Annotated in this window: 16 protein-coding genes; 4 read left to right on the plus strand and 12 right to left on the minus strand. The window is 36.0% G+C overall.

Annotated elements, in window-relative coordinates; all coding sequences use genetic code 11:
• Positions 1–63: 63 nt before the first annotated feature.
• From dnaJ to hrcA, 4 genes are all read right to left on the minus strand, one after another.
• Complete coding sequence (gene dnaJ / locus G600_RS0106275; protein ID WP_027431178.1) at positions 64–1,188, minus strand: molecular chaperone DnaJ; 1,125 nt, start codon at positions 1,186–1,188, stop codon at positions 64–66.
• A gap of 142 nt (positions 1,189–1,330) precedes the next feature.
• A complete protein-coding gene (gene dnaK / locus G600_RS0106280; RefSeq protein WP_027431179.1) occupies positions 1,331–3,211 on the minus strand; it encodes a molecular chaperone DnaK in 1,881 nt (626 codons plus the stop codon).
• Positions 3,212–3,286: 75 nt separating this feature from the next.
• Positions 3,287–3,901, minus strand: coding sequence for a nucleotide exchange factor GrpE (gene grpE, locus G600_RS0106285; protein ID WP_027431180.1), 615 nt, complete (start codon positions 3,899–3,901; stop codon positions 3,287–3,289).
• A gap of 18 nt (positions 3,902–3,919) precedes the next feature.
• Positions 3,920–5,005, minus strand: a complete 1,086-nt coding sequence (gene hrcA, locus G600_RS0106290) for a heat-inducible transcriptional repressor HrcA (protein ID WP_027431181.1) — start codon at positions 5,003–5,005, stop codon at positions 3,920–3,922.
• 270 nt (positions 5,006–5,275) lie between these two features.
• Between hrcA and G600_RS0106295 the strand changes: the two genes are divergently transcribed.
• Genes G600_RS0106295 through G600_RS0106305 form a run of 3 tightly spaced genes read left to right on the plus strand, consistent with a single transcriptional unit; the run spans position 5,276 to position 7,544 of the window.
• Positions 5,276–5,959, plus strand: coding sequence for a hypothetical protein (locus G600_RS0106295; protein WP_027431182.1), 684 nt, complete (start codon positions 5,276–5,278; stop codon positions 5,957–5,959).
• 2 nt (positions 5,960–5,961) lie between these two features.
• Positions 5,962–6,642 carry a class D sortase gene (locus tag G600_RS0106300; protein ID WP_027431183.1) on the plus strand — a complete coding sequence of 227 codons (681 nt, stop codon included), beginning with the start codon at positions 5,962–5,964 and terminating at the stop codon, positions 6,640–6,642.
• 47 nt (positions 6,643–6,689) lie between these two features.
• A complete protein-coding gene (locus G600_RS0106305) occupies positions 6,690–7,544 on the plus strand; it encodes a hypothetical protein (protein ID WP_027431184.1) in 855 nt (284 codons plus the stop codon).
• A 105-nt stretch (positions 7,545–7,649) separates the two neighbouring features.
• Here G600_RS0106305 and G600_RS0106310 read toward each other — a convergent pair whose 3' ends face one another.
• Together G600_RS0106310 and thrC are read right to left on the minus strand one after the other, a co-directional pair.
• A complete protein-coding gene (locus tag G600_RS0106310) occupies positions 7,650–8,939 on the minus strand; it encodes an EAL domain-containing protein (RefSeq protein WP_027431185.1) in 1,290 nt (429 codons plus the stop codon).
• Positions 8,940–9,132: 193 nt separating this feature from the next.
• A complete protein-coding gene (thrC, locus tag G600_RS0106315; RefSeq protein ID WP_027431186.1) occupies positions 9,133–10,623 on the minus strand; it encodes a threonine synthase in 1,491 nt (496 codons plus the stop codon).
• 261 nt (positions 10,624–10,884) lie between these two features.
• On the opposite strand from thrC, the gene G600_RS0106320 reads away from it, so the two are divergent.
• Positions 10,885–11,691, plus strand: coding sequence for a hypothetical protein (locus G600_RS0106320; protein WP_027431187.1), 807 nt, complete (start codon positions 10,885–10,887; stop codon positions 11,689–11,691).
• Positions 11,692–11,718: 27 nt separating this feature from the next.
• On the opposite strand, the gene G600_RS15015 is transcribed toward G600_RS0106320, so the two are convergent.
• The 6 genes from G600_RS15015 to G600_RS0106350 all read right to left on the minus strand — a co-directional run bounded on the left by G600_RS15015 (position 11,719) and on the right by G600_RS0106350 (position 17,472).
• On the minus strand, positions 11,719–12,462 hold the full coding sequence (locus G600_RS15015; RefSeq protein ID WP_027431188.1) for a CHAP domain-containing protein: 744 nt from the start codon (positions 12,460–12,462) through the stop codon (positions 11,719–11,721).
• A 229-nt stretch (positions 12,463–12,691) separates the two neighbouring features.
• A complete protein-coding gene (leuD, locus tag G600_RS0106330) occupies positions 12,692–13,177 on the minus strand; it encodes a 3-isopropylmalate dehydratase small subunit (protein WP_027431189.1) in 486 nt (161 codons plus the stop codon).
• Positions 13,178–13,196: 19 nt separating this feature from the next.
• Positions 13,197–14,462 (minus strand): 3-isopropylmalate dehydratase large subunit, encoded by a 1,266-nt coding sequence (gene leuC, locus G600_RS0106335; protein ID WP_027431190.1) that lies wholly within the window; start codon positions 14,460–14,462, stop codon positions 13,197–13,199.
• Positions 14,463–14,594: 132 nt separating this feature from the next.
• Positions 14,595–15,695, minus strand: coding sequence for a S66 family peptidase (locus tag G600_RS0106340; protein WP_027431191.1), 1,101 nt, complete (start codon positions 15,693–15,695; stop codon positions 14,595–14,597).
• A complete protein-coding gene (locus G600_RS0106345; RefSeq protein WP_027431192.1) occupies positions 15,695–16,537 on the minus strand; it encodes an adaptor protein MecA in 843 nt (280 codons plus the stop codon). Before G600_RS0106345 ends, G600_RS0106340 begins: the two co-directional genes overlap by 1 nt.
• Positions 16,538–16,563: 26 nt before the next feature.
• The gene (locus G600_RS0106350; RefSeq protein WP_027431193.1) at positions 16,564–17,472 is read right to left on the minus strand and encodes a hypothetical protein; all 909 of its coding nucleotides are present in this window, start codon (positions 17,470–17,472) and stop codon (positions 16,564–16,566) included.
• Positions 17,473–17,552: the final 80 nt, after the last annotated feature.

A 17,552-nucleotide genomic window follows, 5' to 3' on the forward strand; every position in this document is an offset into this window, starting at 1 on the left:
AAAAATCTCTCTAGCTAAATTTAGCTAGAGAGATTAATAGATTTCATATATAAATTATAAAGCTTACTTAAATAAGCCTTTCTTCTTTGTTGGACGTTCTTCGCCAGTTAATGCCTTGTCATATTCAAGAAGGGCATCTTTTTGCTCCTTAGTTAAATGAGTAGGGATATTAACTACTAGGTCGATATATGCGTCACCACGTACATTTTCATTACGAAGAGTTGGCATACCCTTACCACGAAGTCTAACTCTAGTACCTGATGCAGTTCCTGGCTTAACCTCATATAAAACTTCACCATCAACTGTCTTAACCTTGATTTCACCACCAAGAACAGCTGTAGGATAGCTAATCTTAACTTCTGATAAAACATCGTAACCATCTCTAATGAAGTTAGGATCTTTAGATACTGAAACAACAACTAATAAATCTCCTCTTGGACCGCCGTTAACACCCGGCTCACCCTTTCCAGAAATTCTAATAGCCTGTCCGTCATCAATACCTGCTGGAATTGTAACTTCGATAGTCTTCTTAGTGTTAATGTAACCAGTACCCTTACAGTCTGGACACTTTTCCTTAATAATCTTACCTGTTCCACCACAATCTGGACAAGGTCTTACTGACTGAACCATACCAAAGAGTGACTGCTGCTGGTATGTTACCTGACCACGGCCGTTACACTTCTTACATGTCTCAGGACTTGTACCCTTCTTAGCACCAGTTCCGTTACATGAGCTACATGTCTCTTTAATATTAACTTCAATCTGCTTCTTAGTTCCTTTAACTGCTTCTGCAAATGTAATTCTTGTTCCAATTCTTACATCTGCGCCACGACGTGGACCATTGCTGTTACGTCTGCTTCCACCGCCGCCGCCAAACATGCCGCCAAAGATATCTCCGAAAATGTCACCGAAGTCGCTAAAGTCGAAGTCAAATCCGCCTGCTGCACCAGCGCCGCCATTTTCAAAGGCAGCATGACCAAACTGATCATATTGTCTTCTCTTGTCAGCATCAGATAATACGCCGTAAGCCTCTGAGGCTTCTTTAAATTTAGCTTCTGCTTCGGCATCACCTGGATGCATATCTGGATGATATTTCTTAGCAAGCTGTCTATATGCTTTTTTTAATTCTGCCTCACTAGCGTCTCTAGAAACGCCAAGGACTTCATAATAATCTCGTTTATCTGCCATTTAAAATTTCCTCAAACTTATAATCTATACTCGTTTATTGTGCACATGTTATTTAGCACTTAAGGGAGCCGATAAATCGGCTCCCAAAATAATTTATGCTATCTAGTGTAACAACTGCCATGCAGTTCCTAGATTAATTTTCCTAGACTTCCTTGTAATCTCCATCAACAACGTCGTCACCATAGCTTGAAGAAGCACCTGCGTTAGCATTAGCATCACCTGCGAAGCCCTGAGCTCCTGCACCTGCACCTGCAGCTGCCTGCTGTGATTCATAAAGCTTAGCGAAAAGGTTCTGAGCACTTGTCATTAACTTTTCCTTAGCAGCCTTAATTTCATCAACCTGAGCATCTGTCATGTTCTCTGGATCTGATTCTTCAACAAGCTTCTTTAATGCATCTAAGTCAGCCTGAACTGTAGCCTTCTCATTAGCATCAACCTTGTCACCAGCTTCATCAATAGCCTTCTGTGTCTGGAATACGATTGAGTCAGCTTCGTTTCTTGTATCGATAGCTTCCTTTCTCTTCTTATCCTGAGCTTCGAATTCAGCAGCTTCCTTAACAGCCTTATCGATATCTTCATCAGACATATTTGAACCAGCTGTGATTGTGATGTGCTGTTCCTTACCAGTGCCTAAGTCCTTAGCAGATACATTTACAATACCATTAGCATCGATATCAAATGTAACTTCGATCTGTGGAACACCTCTCTTTGCTGGAGGGATACCATCAAGACGGAACTGACCAAGAGACTTGTTATCTCTAGCAAACTGTCTTTCACCCTGTACTACGTTAATATCAACGGCTGTCTGATTATCAGCAGCTGTAGAGAATACCTGACTCTTCTTTGTAGGAATAGTTGTATTTCTCTCGATAAGTCTTGTAGCAATACCACCCATTGTTTCAATTGAAAGTGAAAGTGGAGTTACATCAAGAAGAAGGATTTCACCAGCACCTGCATCACCAGCAAGCTTACCACCCTGAATTGAAGCACCAATAGCAACACATTCATCTGGGTTAAGTGACTTGTTTGGTTCATGACCTGTTAACTGCTTTACCTTTTCCTGAACAGCTGGGATTCTTGTAGAACCACCAACTAATAATACCTTTGATAATTCAGAAGCTGTTAAACCAGCATCTGATAATGCGTTTCTAACTGGCTCTGCTGTCTTCTCAACTAAGTCATGTGTTAATTCATCAAACTTAGCTCTTGTAAGAGTCATATCGAAATGCTTAGGGCCTTCAGCTGTAGCTGTAATATATGGAAGGTTGATGTTAGTTGTTGTAGCTGAAGATAATTCCTTCTTAGCCTGCTCAGCAGCAACCTTTAATCTCTGAAGAGCCATTGTATCAGAAGATAAATCAACGCCTTCCTTAGCCTTAAATTCATTTAACATATACTGTGTAATTGCGTTATCGAAATCATCACCACCAAGTCTGTTGTTACCAGCTGTAGCAAGTACTTCAATAACACCATCACCGATTTCGATAATAGATACATCAAATGTACCACCACCTAAATCGTAAACCATGATCTTCTGCTCGTTCTCGTTATCAAGACCGTAAGCTAATGCAGCAGCTGTTGGTTCGTTGATGATTCTCTTAACATCAAGACCAGCAATCTTACCAGCATCCTTTGTAGCCTGACGCTGAGCATCGTTGAAGTAAGCAGGAACTGTAATAACAGCTTCTGTAACCTTCTCACCTAAGTAGTTTTCAGCATCTGCCTTTAACTTCTGTAAGATCATTGCTGAAATTTCCTGTGGTGTATACTTCTTATCATCAATTGTAGCCTTATAGTCTGTACCCATATGTCTCTTAATAGATGAAATTGTCTTGTCAGCATTAGTTACTGCCTGACGCTTAGCAGGATCACCTACTAATCTTTCACCTGTCTTTGTGAATGCAACGATAGATGGAGTTGTTCTAACACCTTCCTGATTTGTGATAACAACTGGCTTACCACCTTCCATAACTGCAACACATGAATTAGTTGTTCCTAAATCAATACCAATAATTTTACCCATGATATAATTCCTTTCCGGCCTTAGCCTAAAAATTTCATATTCAAATATTACTTATAAACTTATATCTTAAGACTCTTAGTTAGCCACCTTAACCATGCTGTGTCTAATTACTGAATCTCTATATGTATAGCCCTTTTCAAACTCCTCTATGATAATGTTCTCACCTACTGATTCATCATCTACATGCATTACTGCGTTGTGTAAATCAGGATTGAATTCATTACCAACAGCTTCAATTGGCTTAACATCTGCATCTTCAAGTAGCTTTAAAAACTGCTTGTAAACCATGTCCATTCCCTTAGCGAATGGTGTTTCAAGTTCCTCATCAGAAACTGACTTAAAACCTCTTTCAAAATTATCTATAACAGGAAGTAACTTCTTAATAATATCTGAAGCTCCCATCTCAAACATTGCTGACTTTTCTTTCTCAGTACGCTTTCTGAAATTATCAAATTCAGCCATCTGTCTTTGAACTCTATCTGTAAGCTCAGCAATCTTTAAATCCTTAGGATCTTTCTTAGCTTCCTTAGAATCACTAGCCTCACTAGTCTTTGTTTCCTCAGCCTTACTAGCTTCCTTTGTTTCCTCGACTGTTTCCTCTGTCTTAGCTGCTGTATCTGTGCTAGCCTCACTAGTTTCTTCTGTCTTCTTTACCTCTTCTGCCTTAGACTTTGTTTCCTTCTTAGACATTTATTAACCAACCTTTCATCACGTCTTTTTAAATACATTGTCCAGCTGACTTCTTATGTTCTGAAGATTCTCAACCACCTTCTCATAATCCATTCGCTTTGGACCAATAATTCCTATGGTACCCTTTAAACCATCTGAAAGTTCGTAGGTTGCTGTAACAACGCTGCAATCCTTCATAGATTGTACTGGGGTTTCATCACCAATATATACCTGAATTCCTGTATCTTCATGATTCTCATCTCCGACAACCTCTACCGAATCAAGTACTAAACTTGATAAATCATTCTTCTCTTCAAGGGCATATATTAGTTCGCTTGCCTTCTCTGAATCGCTTAACTCTGGATATTTGAAAATGTTAGTCGCACCAGAAGTGTAAATCTTAAGACTGTCTGCTTTACTAATTGTCTCTACGATTGCTGCAAGCACTTCCTTAATCAGGTTATAATGTTCACCTGCTTGAGATTCCATCTTAGAGATAATACTAAGATTCATCTCTTCTAAGGTTAAGCCTGTTAAGCTAGTATTTAGTAAAATGTTAAGCTTTAATAGATTCTCTTGTGAGATATCTTCGCTTATCTTAATAACCTTATTTCTAATTAGGTTACCTTCCATTACTAAGACTGCTAAAATCTTGTTAGACTCAAGACTTGATAGCTGAATGAACTTTAACTTATTGCCCTTAAACTTTGGTGTTGAAACCATTGTTGCGTAATTAGTTTGATTTGCTAATACCTTAGCAACATTCTGTAAAAGCTCTTCCACTTTATCAACCTGTTCGTCTAGGCTTTCCTTCATGTTATCAAGCTCTGCTTCTTTAATAGAAACTTTTGCTTCTCTCTTTGAAACGCTTGATTCTCTCTGCTTCATCATGTCATCAACATAGAATCTGTATCCCTTATCTGAAGGAATTCTACCAGCTGATGTATGAGGCTGAACTATATAGCCTAATTCTTCAAGGTCAGCCATTTCATTACGAATTGTTGCTGAACTTAAATTAACACCTTCAAGCTTAGAAATTGTTCTTGAACCAACTGGCTCACCAGTCTCAAGATAATTCTTAATAATAGCCTTAAGTATCTTTACCTTACGTTCATCTAAATCCATGGCCACACCCCTTTCTACTAGTCTATTCTACTTGTTAGCACTCATTTGATTGGAGTGCTAATATCATCATAATTAAAATATCACTCTAGAAACTTAATGTCAACATTTCTACCGTTTTTTTCCATAAACAATTTATAAACTAAATATAAAAGAAATTGCTCACTGTGTGGCTTTAATGATACTTAAATTATTGACATTTTCTAATAATATGATATTATTAAGTTAAATAATTCGTGAATTAACAACCAAATATCTTAAGGAGGATATACTATGTTTCTAAAGAAATTAGGAGCTATTTTGGCCACTGCCATATTTAGCTTAAGTTTAATAGTAAGCGTAAAGGCAGCAAGCTTAACAGCAGATGAACAGGCCATTATTAGTGCCCTTGCAAATAATAGCATTTCGGCAGGTTATACAACTCAGGTAACAAATTATTTTCTAAGAGATGATGTGGATGTAAGTTCAAGTGATGCAACTACCGTAATTAATTATATCAATAACGCGGTTTCGGTAGCTGGCAGTGCCACAAAGGTTTCAGAACTAACAAGCACACAAAAATCTGCATTACTTGATGATTTAACTGCTGCTTGTAGTGTTTTAGGCCTTAGCGTTTCAGTAGATTCCACAAGCGATATTATCGTTATTACAGATAGCAGTGGAAACACAGTTGCAGTTGCTGATTATTCAGATGGCACACTAGCAACTACTAATGTTAATAATTATTACACCACAAATAATTACAACAACTCAAGCGACAACTCAGGTAACACTACTAACAACTACACAACTACAGGCTCTAGCTCCTCTTCTTCAGGAAGCACAAGTCAATCAGGAGTTATTAAACAAACCGGTATAGATCTTACTATTACATATTCAGTCATATTTGTTTTAGTTATTGTCCTTGCTGTTTGTTCTTACTTTACCTTTAAAAAAGACCCAACTGAAAGGCAATAAATATGAAATCAAAATCATTTAAGATAATAATGGCATATGTAACTATGCCATTATTTTTTAGTTTACTTGGTGTGGGCTTAATCATTTTAATTAGCTTTCCAGTTCTAAGAACTATCTTTACTATAGGAAGCGTTGTCACAAGCCCCAATAATAATGCTACAGAGATTAGTTCTGTTATTTATGATGAAAATGTTGCAAGTGAAGCGGAGGCTGTACTTGAAGCCGATAATATAGAAGAAATTCCACTAGCGGATGTTACAGTGCCTGCAAACTCAACACAATATGGTTATATAAGCTGTGAGCGCATAGGCCTTTCTGCTCCACTCTATCTTGGTGATGATGCCAACATTTTACGCAAAGGCATTGGACAATACCTAGGTAGTAGTATGCCGGGTTTTGGAAAGCCTATCCTTGCTTGTGGACACAACACCACCTACTGTCTGCCATTACAGTATATTACTGAGGGGGACATAATTAGCATAAGTACAAACTATGGCCTTTATGAATATCAGGTTAGCGCCGTGGAGGTCCATCATATGACAGATTGTTCGGCTTTTGATTTATCCAAAGATGAAGAGCAGCTAATCCTTTACACCTGTTATCCTTTTAATCTAATTGGTCATAAGGTCAACAGATTATTTATCTATGCCAACAAGATTTCTGGCGCAGATATTATTTATTAATTGGGGATTTGAAAGAGGCTTAAGTTAAGCACTAAAGGGGAGATTTTATGGAGGCAACTAGGAAAAAGAAAATAAAAGAATATATAGTTCCAGGAATAGCTTCTTTTATACTGTCTATTCTTCTTACGGTTATGGGATATTTAATTGGCACCTACTTTGGCCTTTTTAATAAAGCCTTGGTAATTGATGCCATGAATAAGTCTACTTATTATGAATCGGTTAATAAGTACTGTTACACAGAAGCCCTTGATTATCTCTACCCTTCTAATTTAGATGAATCTGTTTTAGAAAATGTATTCACTATTAAAAATACCTACAATCAGGGAAAGAATTACCTCCTTGCAGTTTTAAATGGTGATAGCTATAACATTAACACAGACTATGTAAGAGATACTCTAACAAGTAATATAGAAGCTTATATTCAGTCTAATAACATTCCTGAGGAGAGTATTGATAGGGGAGGCATTAATAATTTAATAGATCATATATGTCTGATTTATTCAAAAAATCTTTCAGTGTCTTTTCTTTATTATTACAACTCTCTTAAGGCCATATTTAGGCAGTTAATTGTTTATGGGCTACCTGCCCTAGCACTTTTATCCATTGCCTGCCTACTTGTAATTCTAAGATCTAATAAATGGTTACATAGGAGTTTAAGATTTGTTTCTTACTCACTACTAGCTGCAACTATTATGACAAGCATCCTGCCACTAGGTCTTTTAATTTCAAAAAAATATCAGCAATTAAATGTAAGGCCTGTGTATTTTAGTAAAATGCTTGCTAGATATTTAAGGGCTAGTCTTAACATTTACCTTGTTGTTTCTTTAATACTTTTTATAGGGGCTCTACTTATAATCTGTGTGATCTACTATAAAAAGAAAAGCCTTATGAAGTCTATGTAAAACAAAGCCTACAAATTAACATGCAAATACAAATAAAAGAAGGACTATGCAATCGCATAGTCCTTCTCTTATAAGAAAGGAATATATTAAAAAGGAAAATTATATCTAATCTCTTTGTCTATGTTGTTTATTATAGCGTTCCTCAAACTTACTAACTGGAATAGGTTTGTCTATAATATATCCTTGAATTAAATCACATTCATAATCTTTTGCAAGTTCATATTGCAACTCAGTTTCAATACCCTCAAATACAATCTTATAGTCGATATCCTTAAGCATTCTGATAAGAGACTTTACAACTACCTTGCCCTTCTCTGTCTTTAGGGACTTGCTAGCAAACTTCTTATCAAGCTTAATTGTATCTGCTGGAATTGTAGCAATCTGATTTAAAGAAGAATAACCAGAGCCAAAATCATCTACGCTGACCTGGAAACCAAATTCTCTTAATTCATTTGTAGTCTTTAAAATCAAATCACTATTCTCTAAAAAGCTTGATTCTAAAATTTCAAACTCAATATATTTTGGTGCTACATTAAACATTCTCTGTAAGTCCTTCATTCGCTTTACAAAGTCAGGTTTAACATATTCTTGTCTTGCTACATTTACTGAGATAGGCATAAGGTCTCTGCCCTCATCTTCCCATCTTCTAAGTATTGCAAAGGCTTTCTCTGTCATTAACTTATCAAGAGTACTTATAATACCTGTCTGTTCAAGAGTAGAAATATAATATCTTGGCTCCACTATATCTCCCTCTTCATCAATGATTCGAGAAAGTAATTCTGCACCCACTACCTTCTTATCCTTAAAAGAAAACTGTGGCTGTAAAAATGCAACGACTCTATCTTCTTGATGTGCCTTTCTAAATAAATTAGAGGCCTCCATCTCATTTTCTTTATTAATAAATTCATTAGGGTCATAAACCTTATAAGGAATATCTAGCTTACCCTTAATACTTGCCTTTGCCATCTTAGCTTTATCAAAGGCTTCTCTTAAATCTACATTAGTATCTGAGAAGAAATAAATTCCTGTATATACATGAATATAAATATCTGGGAACTTATTGTTCATTACCTTCTCAAATTCTTCATTCATCCAAACAATTCGCTTTAATTCATTATCAATATGAATATCCCCTAAATCTAAAACTGTTGCAAATTGTTCTGCATCTATTCTACAAGCACAAACGCTTCTTGGATTTCCCACTAAATAATATCTAGCCATATCATCAATGAAGACATCACCTGTTTGCTTGCTGTAAAACTTATTGATGTATTTAAAGTTGCTGACATCATTAATAATAATAGCGTATTGGCTAGCATATTTTGATATATGAGCTTTCGCTCTGTTTAAAAACTCATTAAAATCATATAACCCTGTTATTGAATCTACGCCCATATTTCACCCCAGAATACAAAATTGCTACTGCACGGTTTAATTGTTACTGAAATATCTAAAAATATTGTAACACGACAATTATACCAATGCAATAGCAAATTATTATAAAACTATATAAATAAACAAATAGTTCTTAGGCAAAAAGGTGTCCATTTTTTTCTAAAAGAATTCCTAAAATTTTCTCTTTAAAAAATTAGTTTAAAGAAAGGATATTCTGAACAGTAGCACTCATTTCATTAACTTCACATACTGTGTCATGAACTACTGGTGCAGTTCTAATTTCTTCAATAGCCTGCGGAACCTTTACCTTACTAATCTTCTCTAATTCATCTACTAATTCGAAATCTGATAAAGCATCATACTTCTTATCAATAGCGTTCATTACTGATCTTGTGAACTTATATGGAGAAGCTGTTGAAGCAATAACAGACTTAGTTTCATCCCCTGTTTCCTTCTTATACTTCTCATAAACTGTTGCTGCAACTGCTGTATGAGTATCAATTACATATCCAGTTTCTTCATAAATCTTTTTAATAGTAGCTGCATCTTCATTCTCAGAAGCATAGTTACCATAGAAGTCCTTAAGCTCATTCTTCATATCTTCAGTAATTGTATACTTACCAGTCTCTCTTAATTCCTTCATTAAGTTAGCATTCTTAGCTGCATCATTACCAGCGATTCTATAGATAAGTCTTTCAAGGTTACTTGAAATTAAGATATCCATAGATGGTGATGTTGTAAGAATGAAATCTCTATTCTTATCATATTCGCCTGTCTTAAAGAAGTCGAATAATACCTTGTTCTCATTAGAAGCACAAATAAGCTTATTAATTGGAAGACCCATGTTCTTAGCATAATAAGCTGCTAAAATGTTACCAAAGTTACCAGTTGGAACAACGGCATTAATCTTATCTCCAGCCTTAATTTCTCCATTAGCTAATAGCTGAGCGTAAGCATATACATAGTAAACGATCTGTGGAACTAATCTACCAATATTAATTGAGTTAGCTGATGAGAATTGGAAACCAGCTGCATCCATTCTTTTTTCTAATTCCTTATCTGCAAAAATCTTCTTAACACCAGTCTGTGCATCATCGAAGTTACCCTTAATAGCAACTACATATGTGTTGTTACCCTTTTGTGTAACCATCTGCTTTTCCTGAATTGGTGAAACACCATCCTTAGGATAGAATACAATAATCTTAGTACCTGGAACATCAGCAAAACCTGCAAGAGCAGCCTTACCTGTATCACCTGATGTAGCTGTAAGGATTACGATATCATTCTTAACATTGTTCTTCTTTGCTGCAGTTGTTAAAAGGTGAGGTAAGATTGAAAGGGCCATATCCTTAAATGCGATTGTCTTACCATGGAATAACTCAAGGAAATATGCGCCATCTGCCTTAACAAGTGGAGCCATCTTGTCTGTATCAAACTTAGAATCGTAAGCGCTGTTAATACAATGCTTTAACTCATCCTCAGTAAAATCATCTAATAATAACTTCATTACTTCGTAAGCAACTTCTCTGTAAGACATCTTAGAGAATTCTTCTAATGTCTTATCAAACTTTGGAAGAGAATCAGGAACAAATAAGCCACCATCTGCTGCTAATCCCTTTAAAATTGCCTCGGATGCTTTAACCTTAACTGAAGCATCTCTTGTGCTGCTGTATAAAATACTCATAACTACCTCCATTGTAGACCTCTTAGTCTACCATTTTCCTAAAGCTCTTATCTTTTTCCTTCCTTCATAAATCAAGATAAGTTAGGTAATATTATACAACATCTAATATAGTAATTACAACAAAAAGTTTTTCTGTGGTGCACATTTGTTTCTAGCTCATGGACATAATATATAAATATTTGATAACTTGTATTAAAAATGATACAATATTATTAATATATGACGTGACAATTAAAAAATGTAAAAATAATAGGAGGTCCTATGGCAACGGGAATTTATAAGGCTTTTAAGAAGGATAAAAGTCCCTACTACAGAGTGTCCATTACTTACAAAAATAAGCATATAAGTCTTGGTAGCTCTGAGGATTTAGAGACTGCAAAAGCCATCTATAAAGAAGCCACAAGAATTCTAAGATATCCAAAGAAATATTTTGTAAACCCAGATAAGAAAACATCTGGTTATAAGCTTATGCACATTTCTCTTGCAAAGTATATTAGTTTGGTGAATTTTAGAGATAATGGCATCTATATAAAAACCCCAATTTATCTAGCCAAGAACTCCTTTATTTATTTTTTATCTGAAAATGTAATTCTAACCTTTTCCATTGATGACCTATTTTACTATAGCAATCACACTATTCAGGCAAGAGGGGGCTACTATTTTGTAGCGGATTACGGCCTTCAAACTAGCATACTTTCAAGATATGGGGTTAAGGGGCACTCCATTAAAGGTAAAGACTACATTTTCAAAAATGGAGACGAACTAGACTTTAGATATGAAAATCTTCAGGTGATTAATAAATATAATGGAGTAAGTCAGTTTGAAAAAAATGGACGTATTTTTTATAAAACTAAGATTCATATTAATGGGGATTTTATTGTAGGTGTATATAATACTGAGGCGGAGGCTGCCCTTGCCTATAATAAGGCCGTTAGTTTATTAGAAAATAAATTGGATAAAAATTACTGTAAGAATTATATCGAGGGGCTTTCAAATGTAGAATACGCTGCGATTTATAATTCAATACGTCTGAAAAAAAATTTTAGAGACTACGTTGAAAAACTGTAGTCTCTAAATTGGAATGTAGTTAAATATCTAGTTTTCATTTCTCATTATGACTGCCTTGTCATAATCAATTAATTCTTCCTCTAGCTTATAGTTACTATAATAACCGTTGTTATTATAAAGCACTAGAGAATTGGAATTAGCATTCTTTTGCTGTTCTAGAGCTTCACTAGCTGCCTCTATGCCAGCATTCGCTCCAGTAATGTCTGTTAGAACTTCTGAGGAATCAGATAATTCAAGCTCTGATTCAGATGATAAATAGATATATCCAAGTAAAACGCCCTTAGAATATCTTGTCTTCATCCCTTGGCTTGAATAAGTCTTGTAACCATCATACTGCTTAATTCCTGTAGAAAGACTATAGCTTTTATAACTAATTGAGTGATCATTGTTAGCCTCAGTTATAGTTACCTCGTCACCACTAACGCTTTCCACATATGCCACATGGCCGCTACCATAGTAAGACCATACAGCGATTGAGTTTGCTCTTGCTTCGTCACCGACTTCAAATTCGCCACTGTCTTTTGCGTAATAGTACCACTTTGCTGCATCCCACTTAAAAGGATAATAGCATCCGTTTACTTCACAAGCTCTACCATAGGCATACCAAGTACACTGACCATAATAGCCTATCTGTGCAAATATATTGCCGGAATTATAGTATTCGGAATACAAATCCACTTCCTTAGTAGAAGCAAAACTTTTAACTGAAAGTAAACTAAAGATAAACACAAAAGCCATGAAGCCTGCAAGAGACTTTAAAATTGTTTTCATTTTAAATTCTCCTAAACTAAATAGTCAAGAATCGCTCGCGAGTCTTGCGCGCCGGATTCGGGTCTGCACAGCAGACAAATTCCTGTCCGAATCCGTGCGCATCCTCGCGGAGCGTTTAACTCAGTCGGAGCTTGTACTCCGACTGAGTTGAAATTTGTGCCTAACTTATCAGATGCTTCCAATCATACTATAATTTTGTTACAAATGCAATACAAATATTACGAAATCTTTACTTTTCATTTATGTAATTGATAAGTCCACCAGCGTTTATAAGCTTCTGCATAAACTCTGGAAAGGCCTGTCCTTCATAGGATTTACCTGTTGTCTTATCGAAGATAATACCTGTATTAAAGTCTACTTCAATGTCATCTCCTGCATTAATTTCCTTTGCAGCAGCTGGACACTCAATGATTGGTAAACCAATATTAATAGAATTTCTATAAAAAATTCTTGCAAAGGTTTCTGCAATAACACAAGATACACCTGCTGCCTTAATAGCTATAGGTGCATGTTCTCTTGAAGAACCACAACCAAAGTTTTTATTAGCCACAATAATATCTCCCTTTGAAACCTTTGAAACAAATTCCTTATCAATATCTTCCATACAATGCTTAGCAAGCTCAGCTGGATCAGATGAGTTTAAGTATCTTGCTGGAATAATTACGTCTGTATCTACATTATCACCAAATTTAAAAACTTTTCCTTCTGCCTTCATATCACTGCCACTCCCTTTCTTATAATCCTAAATCACTTGGCTTGCTTATCTTACCTGTGATTGCTGAACTTGCAGCAACTGCAGGACTTGCAAGATAAATCTCTGAATCAATAGCACCCATACGTCCAACGAAGTTACGGTTTGTTGTTGAGACACATTTTTCACCAGATGCTAAAATTCCCATATAACCACCAAGACATGGGCCACAAGTTGGTGTAGATACAACTGCACCAGCCTTAATAAAGGTCTCAATTAAACCTTCCTTAATAGCCTGCATGTAAATCTTTTGAGTAGCTGGAATAATAATAACTCTAATTCCCTTCTTAACATGTCTGCCTTCTAAAATCTTAGCAGCACATCTAAGGTCATCAATTCTACCATTAGTACATGAGCCAATTACAACCTGGTCAATTGCAATATCATCAAATGTACCAACTACGTGAGTATTCTCAGGAAGATGTGGGAAACTTACAGTTGACTCTAAGCTTGAAAGGTCAATATCAATAACCTCATCATACTCAGCATCAGGGTCTGCGCTATATTCCACAAAATCTCTCTTTGAATGCTCCTTCATATATGCTCTAGCTAAATCATCCACAGGGAAGATACCATTCTTTCCACCTGCTTCAATAGCCATATTAGCGATTGTAAATCTATCATCCATAGTTAAAGAAGAAACGCCTTCTCCGCTAAATTCCATAGATCTATAAAGAGCTCCATCAACACCAATCATACCAATGATATGTAAGATAACATCCTTACCTGATACCCAAGGCTTAAGCTGTCCTGTTAAGTTAAACTTAATTGCTGATGGCACCTTAAACCATGCCTTACCAGTTGCCATACCTGCTGCCATATCTGTTGAGCCAACACCTGTTGAAAAAGCACCTAGGGCTCCGTAAGTACATGTATGTGAATCTGCACCAATAATAACATCACCTGCTACAGTTAAACCTGATTCAGGAAGAAGTGCATGTTCAATACCCATCTCACCTACTTCGAAATAGTTTGTAATCTCATGTCTAGCTGCAAACTCGCGAACACATTTGCAATGTTCTGCTGACTTAATATCCTTATTAGGAACAAAGTGGTCAGGTACAAGTGCAATCTTATCCTTATTAAACACGCTCTTTAACTTCATCTTATCCATCTCATGAATAGCTACAGGAGATGTAATATCATTACCAAGAACTAAGTCAAGATCAGCTTCAATTAACTGTCCTGCCTTAACTTCAGGAAGTCCTGCATGAGCGGCAAGAATTTTTTGTGTCATAGTCATTCCCATAAAATCATTCCTCCAATTTTCTTTATCTAGGCTTAATCCTCATTAAGCTAAATAGAATCTAATTTCGAAAGCCACTACGAAATCCATATGTCAGACAATGCCATAAATTTGTCTGACATGTATTGTCTTATTCTATCGTAAATAATAGAAAATATCAATATTATTCTCTTTAGCTTTAAGCCTTGCATAACTACCGGAAATTATTGGCATGCTAGGTGGAAGATGTCCAAAATCAGCATCCATAATTATTGGTAGATTATACTTTCCAACTATCCCCGTAACCGCACTATACTGGTCCAAATTCATAATTGGCTCATTATAATGCATTGGTCTACCTATGATAAAACCAGCGGCATTCTTAAACCAACCGGCATTATCCATTCTCCAAAGAGCCCTTCTTATGTCAAATACATTTAAGTCGCAGCTCTCCAAAAACCAGACGATCTTATCGTCCTTATATTTCTCAACAAATTCCTCTACCTTATCAAACTTAGTGCCAAGAACATTGGCAAGGCAGTCAAGGCAACCACCAATTAAACGTCCCTCAAACTCAAGGCCCGCCCCGTTAGCAGCTACACCCTCAATGGTAGCGCCATCACTTACTAACTTATCACCCTTAAAGAGTTTAAGCTCCTTTTTCATAGTAAGGTTATATTCTGGTGCTGGATTAGTTTCTGTCTTTAAAGACTCTATTTCAAAGCTATCGTAAGAACTAATCTTTTTGAAAATGTATTGGCCCTCCTTTTCATAGTCTTTTCCTGTTAAGACCTCAAACGTATCCTCTAGGGCCTTGTGCCATTTTGGCATAGCAAAGCTTGCAGCACAGGGGCCATAAATACTTGCTGTATCCATTAGGATATTTGAAAGGAAGGTAAAATTAGTATTATCAGAATATCCTAGATAAAACTTAGGATCTGACCCTTTTAATAAGTCCCAATCTATAAAATCTAGGATTTCACACATAAGCTCACCACCACCACAAGAAATTAAAACATCATTATCCTTTGACTGATACATATCCATTAATTCCTTGGCACAAAGTTCAGGTTTATTGCTTATTCCAATACCTTCTGCCTTATATACATTAAGGCCTAGGTCTAGCTTGTAGCCCATGTCTTTAAATTTATCCTGTGCCATTTTAAAGGCAGTAAAATAAGGCTCTGTTGCACATCCAAAGGATGGTGCAACAAAACCTATAGTCCCGTTATTTTTTAAAAATTGTGGATAGCGCATTATAAGTACCTCTTTACAGTATTAATTGCATTATTCTTAATTACTGGTGTGAAGTGTTCCTTAACATAAGAAACTCTCTCTTCACCTGCCCAGTCAAACTTACCGTACTCAACTACAGTATTAAGTAACTGGATATATTTCTCCTTACTGCAACTACCTCTATTAATTACAAGATAGTATTTATCATCATTCTTCCATAAGCTGTTAGTAACGCGCCATGTCTTAACAGCCTTACTACACATCTCTTCAAATTCCTCTAAGCTATTAAATACAAATACCCCTACAAGGAATCTAGTATTATCCTTAGGCTTTCTTGTCTTCTTAGCCTTCTCTTCTGTAAGGGCATCTTCCTTACTTGCTGTTGTCTGATCTGGCTTTCCTATTTCACCCTCAAGCTTTTCTATCTTAGAAGCCTCATCTTCCTTTTCTTCTGAGTCATCTTCCATGTTCTTAAAGATTTCTGCAATCTTATCAAAACTCTTAAAGTCTGGGTTTTTTGCATCCGTTACGTTCTTGAAAACATTTTTTTGCAAATCCTTAGCAAAGGTCTGAGATAAATCAGAACCGGCCTGCTTAAGCATTGAGTTAAAATCTTCCTTACCTGTTGAAATTGTAAGTAAGATTGAGTGATCTGGCTGTGGTGCAAGCTGTAGTGACATAACTCCACCATCTAAATCTACTCCAATACTTTCCTTAGCTTCTTCCATTACAGCATCAAGTAAGCCGTGAATCTTAACTGTGTCATTTCTAAAAAAATCGTCTAGTGAGATGTTGTTATTCTCTAAATCTTCCTCTAACAATCTGCACTGAAACTTAGTATCATCAATTTTTCTAAACTCCATAAATATTCCTTCCTAACTTCCATTTATTACAAACCTATAAGCATGTCATTAACTTCCTCTAAAATCTTAGATGTAATTACATTCTTGTCTAATTTATCGCCCTTCTTGTTTATTCTAAAGGCACATCCTTCGATATCTAAAAATACATTAATGTCTAGCTTATTCAAACTAGCCTTTGCATTAATAGTTAAATAATCTAGCCTGTTTTCCTTATCAAGCTCCTTTATTTTATCATAAATTTCTCTTTCCATAAATACTTCATAAGCCGTGTCCCCATCAAGTAATCTCTTACTAGATAATTCAAGGCCTTCCCCGTCTCGCTCTATTAGCAAAGGAATTCCCTGGCCCATACTTGGTATAAATCTTTTTCTATCGTAATTTAAATATTCAAAGCCTCTATACTTATCCTTGCTCATAACCTTTATGGCATACATTGGAAGTATAGCACAAGATACATTTCCTCTTGAAAGCTCTTTAAGGCAGCTATTAACTCCTTCAAAAACTTCTGTACTGCTTTCAGGAAATCTATCTTCAATTTGGATTAATCGCTCGCTGCTATCAGTGCAAATGCTTAATTTGTCTTCCTTCTGGCTTTGAAACCTCTTCTTTACAAGCACTGTCTCCTCAGATTCTCTAGGCATTACAGTAGCTAAACTTAAGCCTCTTTTTTTAAGAATCCTCTCTATTTTGTCGTTCTCACATTGATAGAGCTTGTCTAAGAAAATGGCTGCCATATCAATTTTATCGCCCTGTAGGGCATTTACTAAAAGCTCAAATTCCTCGCCTTTTTTACGAGTCACCGGCTTGATTCTAACAAGTTCAATATATTTATCCCTATTCACTCTTTGTAGCTTTTTAACTACCTGTTCTCCAAGTCTGATAGAAAGTGTACTTGCATACACTCCTACCCTAATGTAAGCAAAATCTCTCCTCATAATAAATCCCTCTTTTTCCCTACTCTTTTTCTTCTCTAATTTCTACTCTTTTACTTTTCTAACTTCTGCTCTTATATTTC

It is taken from the genome of Lachnospira multipara ATCC 19207 (genome assembly GCF_000424105.1).
Lineage (GTDB): Bacteria > Bacillota > Clostridia > Lachnospirales > Lachnospiraceae > Lachnospira > Lachnospira multipara.

What these genes read in the sequence shown, in the direction of transcription:
- grpE (WP_027431180.1), bottom strand. Translation starts at nt 3,901, where the DNA reads ATGTCTAAGAAGGAAACAAAGTCTAAGGCAGAAGAGGTAAAGAAGACA.
- dnaJ (WP_027431178.1), bottom strand. Translation starts at nt 1,188, where the DNA reads ATGGCAGATAAACGAGATTATTATGAAGTCCTTGGCGTTTCTAGAGAC.
- G600_RS0106350 (WP_027431193.1), bottom strand. Translation starts at nt 17,472, where the DNA reads ATGAGGAGAGATTTTGCTTACATTAGGGTAGGAGTGTATGCAAGTACA.
- leuD (WP_027431189.1), bottom strand. Translation starts at nt 13,177, where the DNA reads ATGAAGGCAGAAGGAAAAGTTTTTAAATTTGGTGATAATGTAGATACA.
- hrcA (WP_027431181.1), bottom strand. Translation starts at nt 5,005, where the DNA reads ATGGATTTAGATGAACGTAAGGTAAAGATACTTAAGGCTATTATTAAG.
- thrC (WP_027431186.1), bottom strand. Translation starts at nt 10,623, where the DNA reads ATGAGTATTTTATACAGCAGCACAAGAGATGCTTCAGTTAAGGTTAAA.
- leuC (WP_027431190.1), bottom strand. Translation starts at nt 14,462, where the DNA reads ATGGGAATGACTATGACACAAAAAATTCTTGCCGCTCATGCAGGACTT.
- G600_RS0106345 (WP_027431192.1), bottom strand. Translation starts at nt 16,537, where the DNA reads ATGGAGTTTAGAAAAATTGATGATACTAAGTTTCAGTGCAGATTGTTA.
- G600_RS15015 (WP_027431188.1), bottom strand. Translation starts at nt 12,462, where the DNA reads ATGAAAACAATTTTAAAGTCTCTTGCAGGCTTCATGGCTTTTGTGTTT.
- G600_RS0106295 (WP_027431182.1), top strand. Translation starts at nt 5,276, where the DNA reads ATGTTTCTAAAGAAATTAGGAGCTATTTTGGCCACTGCCATATTTAGC.
- G600_RS0106340 (WP_027431191.1), bottom strand. Translation starts at nt 15,695, where the DNA reads ATGCGCTATCCACAATTTTTAAAAAATAACGGGACTATAGGTTTTGTT.
- dnaK (WP_027431179.1), bottom strand. Translation starts at nt 3,211, where the DNA reads ATGGGTAAAATTATTGGTATTGATTTAGGAACAACTAATTCATGTGTT.
- G600_RS0106305 (WP_027431184.1), top strand. Translation starts at nt 6,690, where the DNA reads ATGGAGGCAACTAGGAAAAAGAAAATAAAAGAATATATAGTTCCAGGA.
- G600_RS0106300 (WP_027431183.1), top strand. Translation starts at nt 5,962, where the DNA reads ATGAAATCAAAATCATTTAAGATAATAATGGCATATGTAACTATGCCA.
- G600_RS0106320 (WP_027431187.1), top strand. Translation starts at nt 10,885, where the DNA reads ATGGCAACGGGAATTTATAAGGCTTTTAAGAAGGATAAAAGTCCCTAC.
- G600_RS0106310 (WP_027431185.1), bottom strand. Translation starts at nt 8,939, where the DNA reads ATGGGCGTAGATTCAATAACAGGGTTATATGATTTTAATGAGTTTTTA.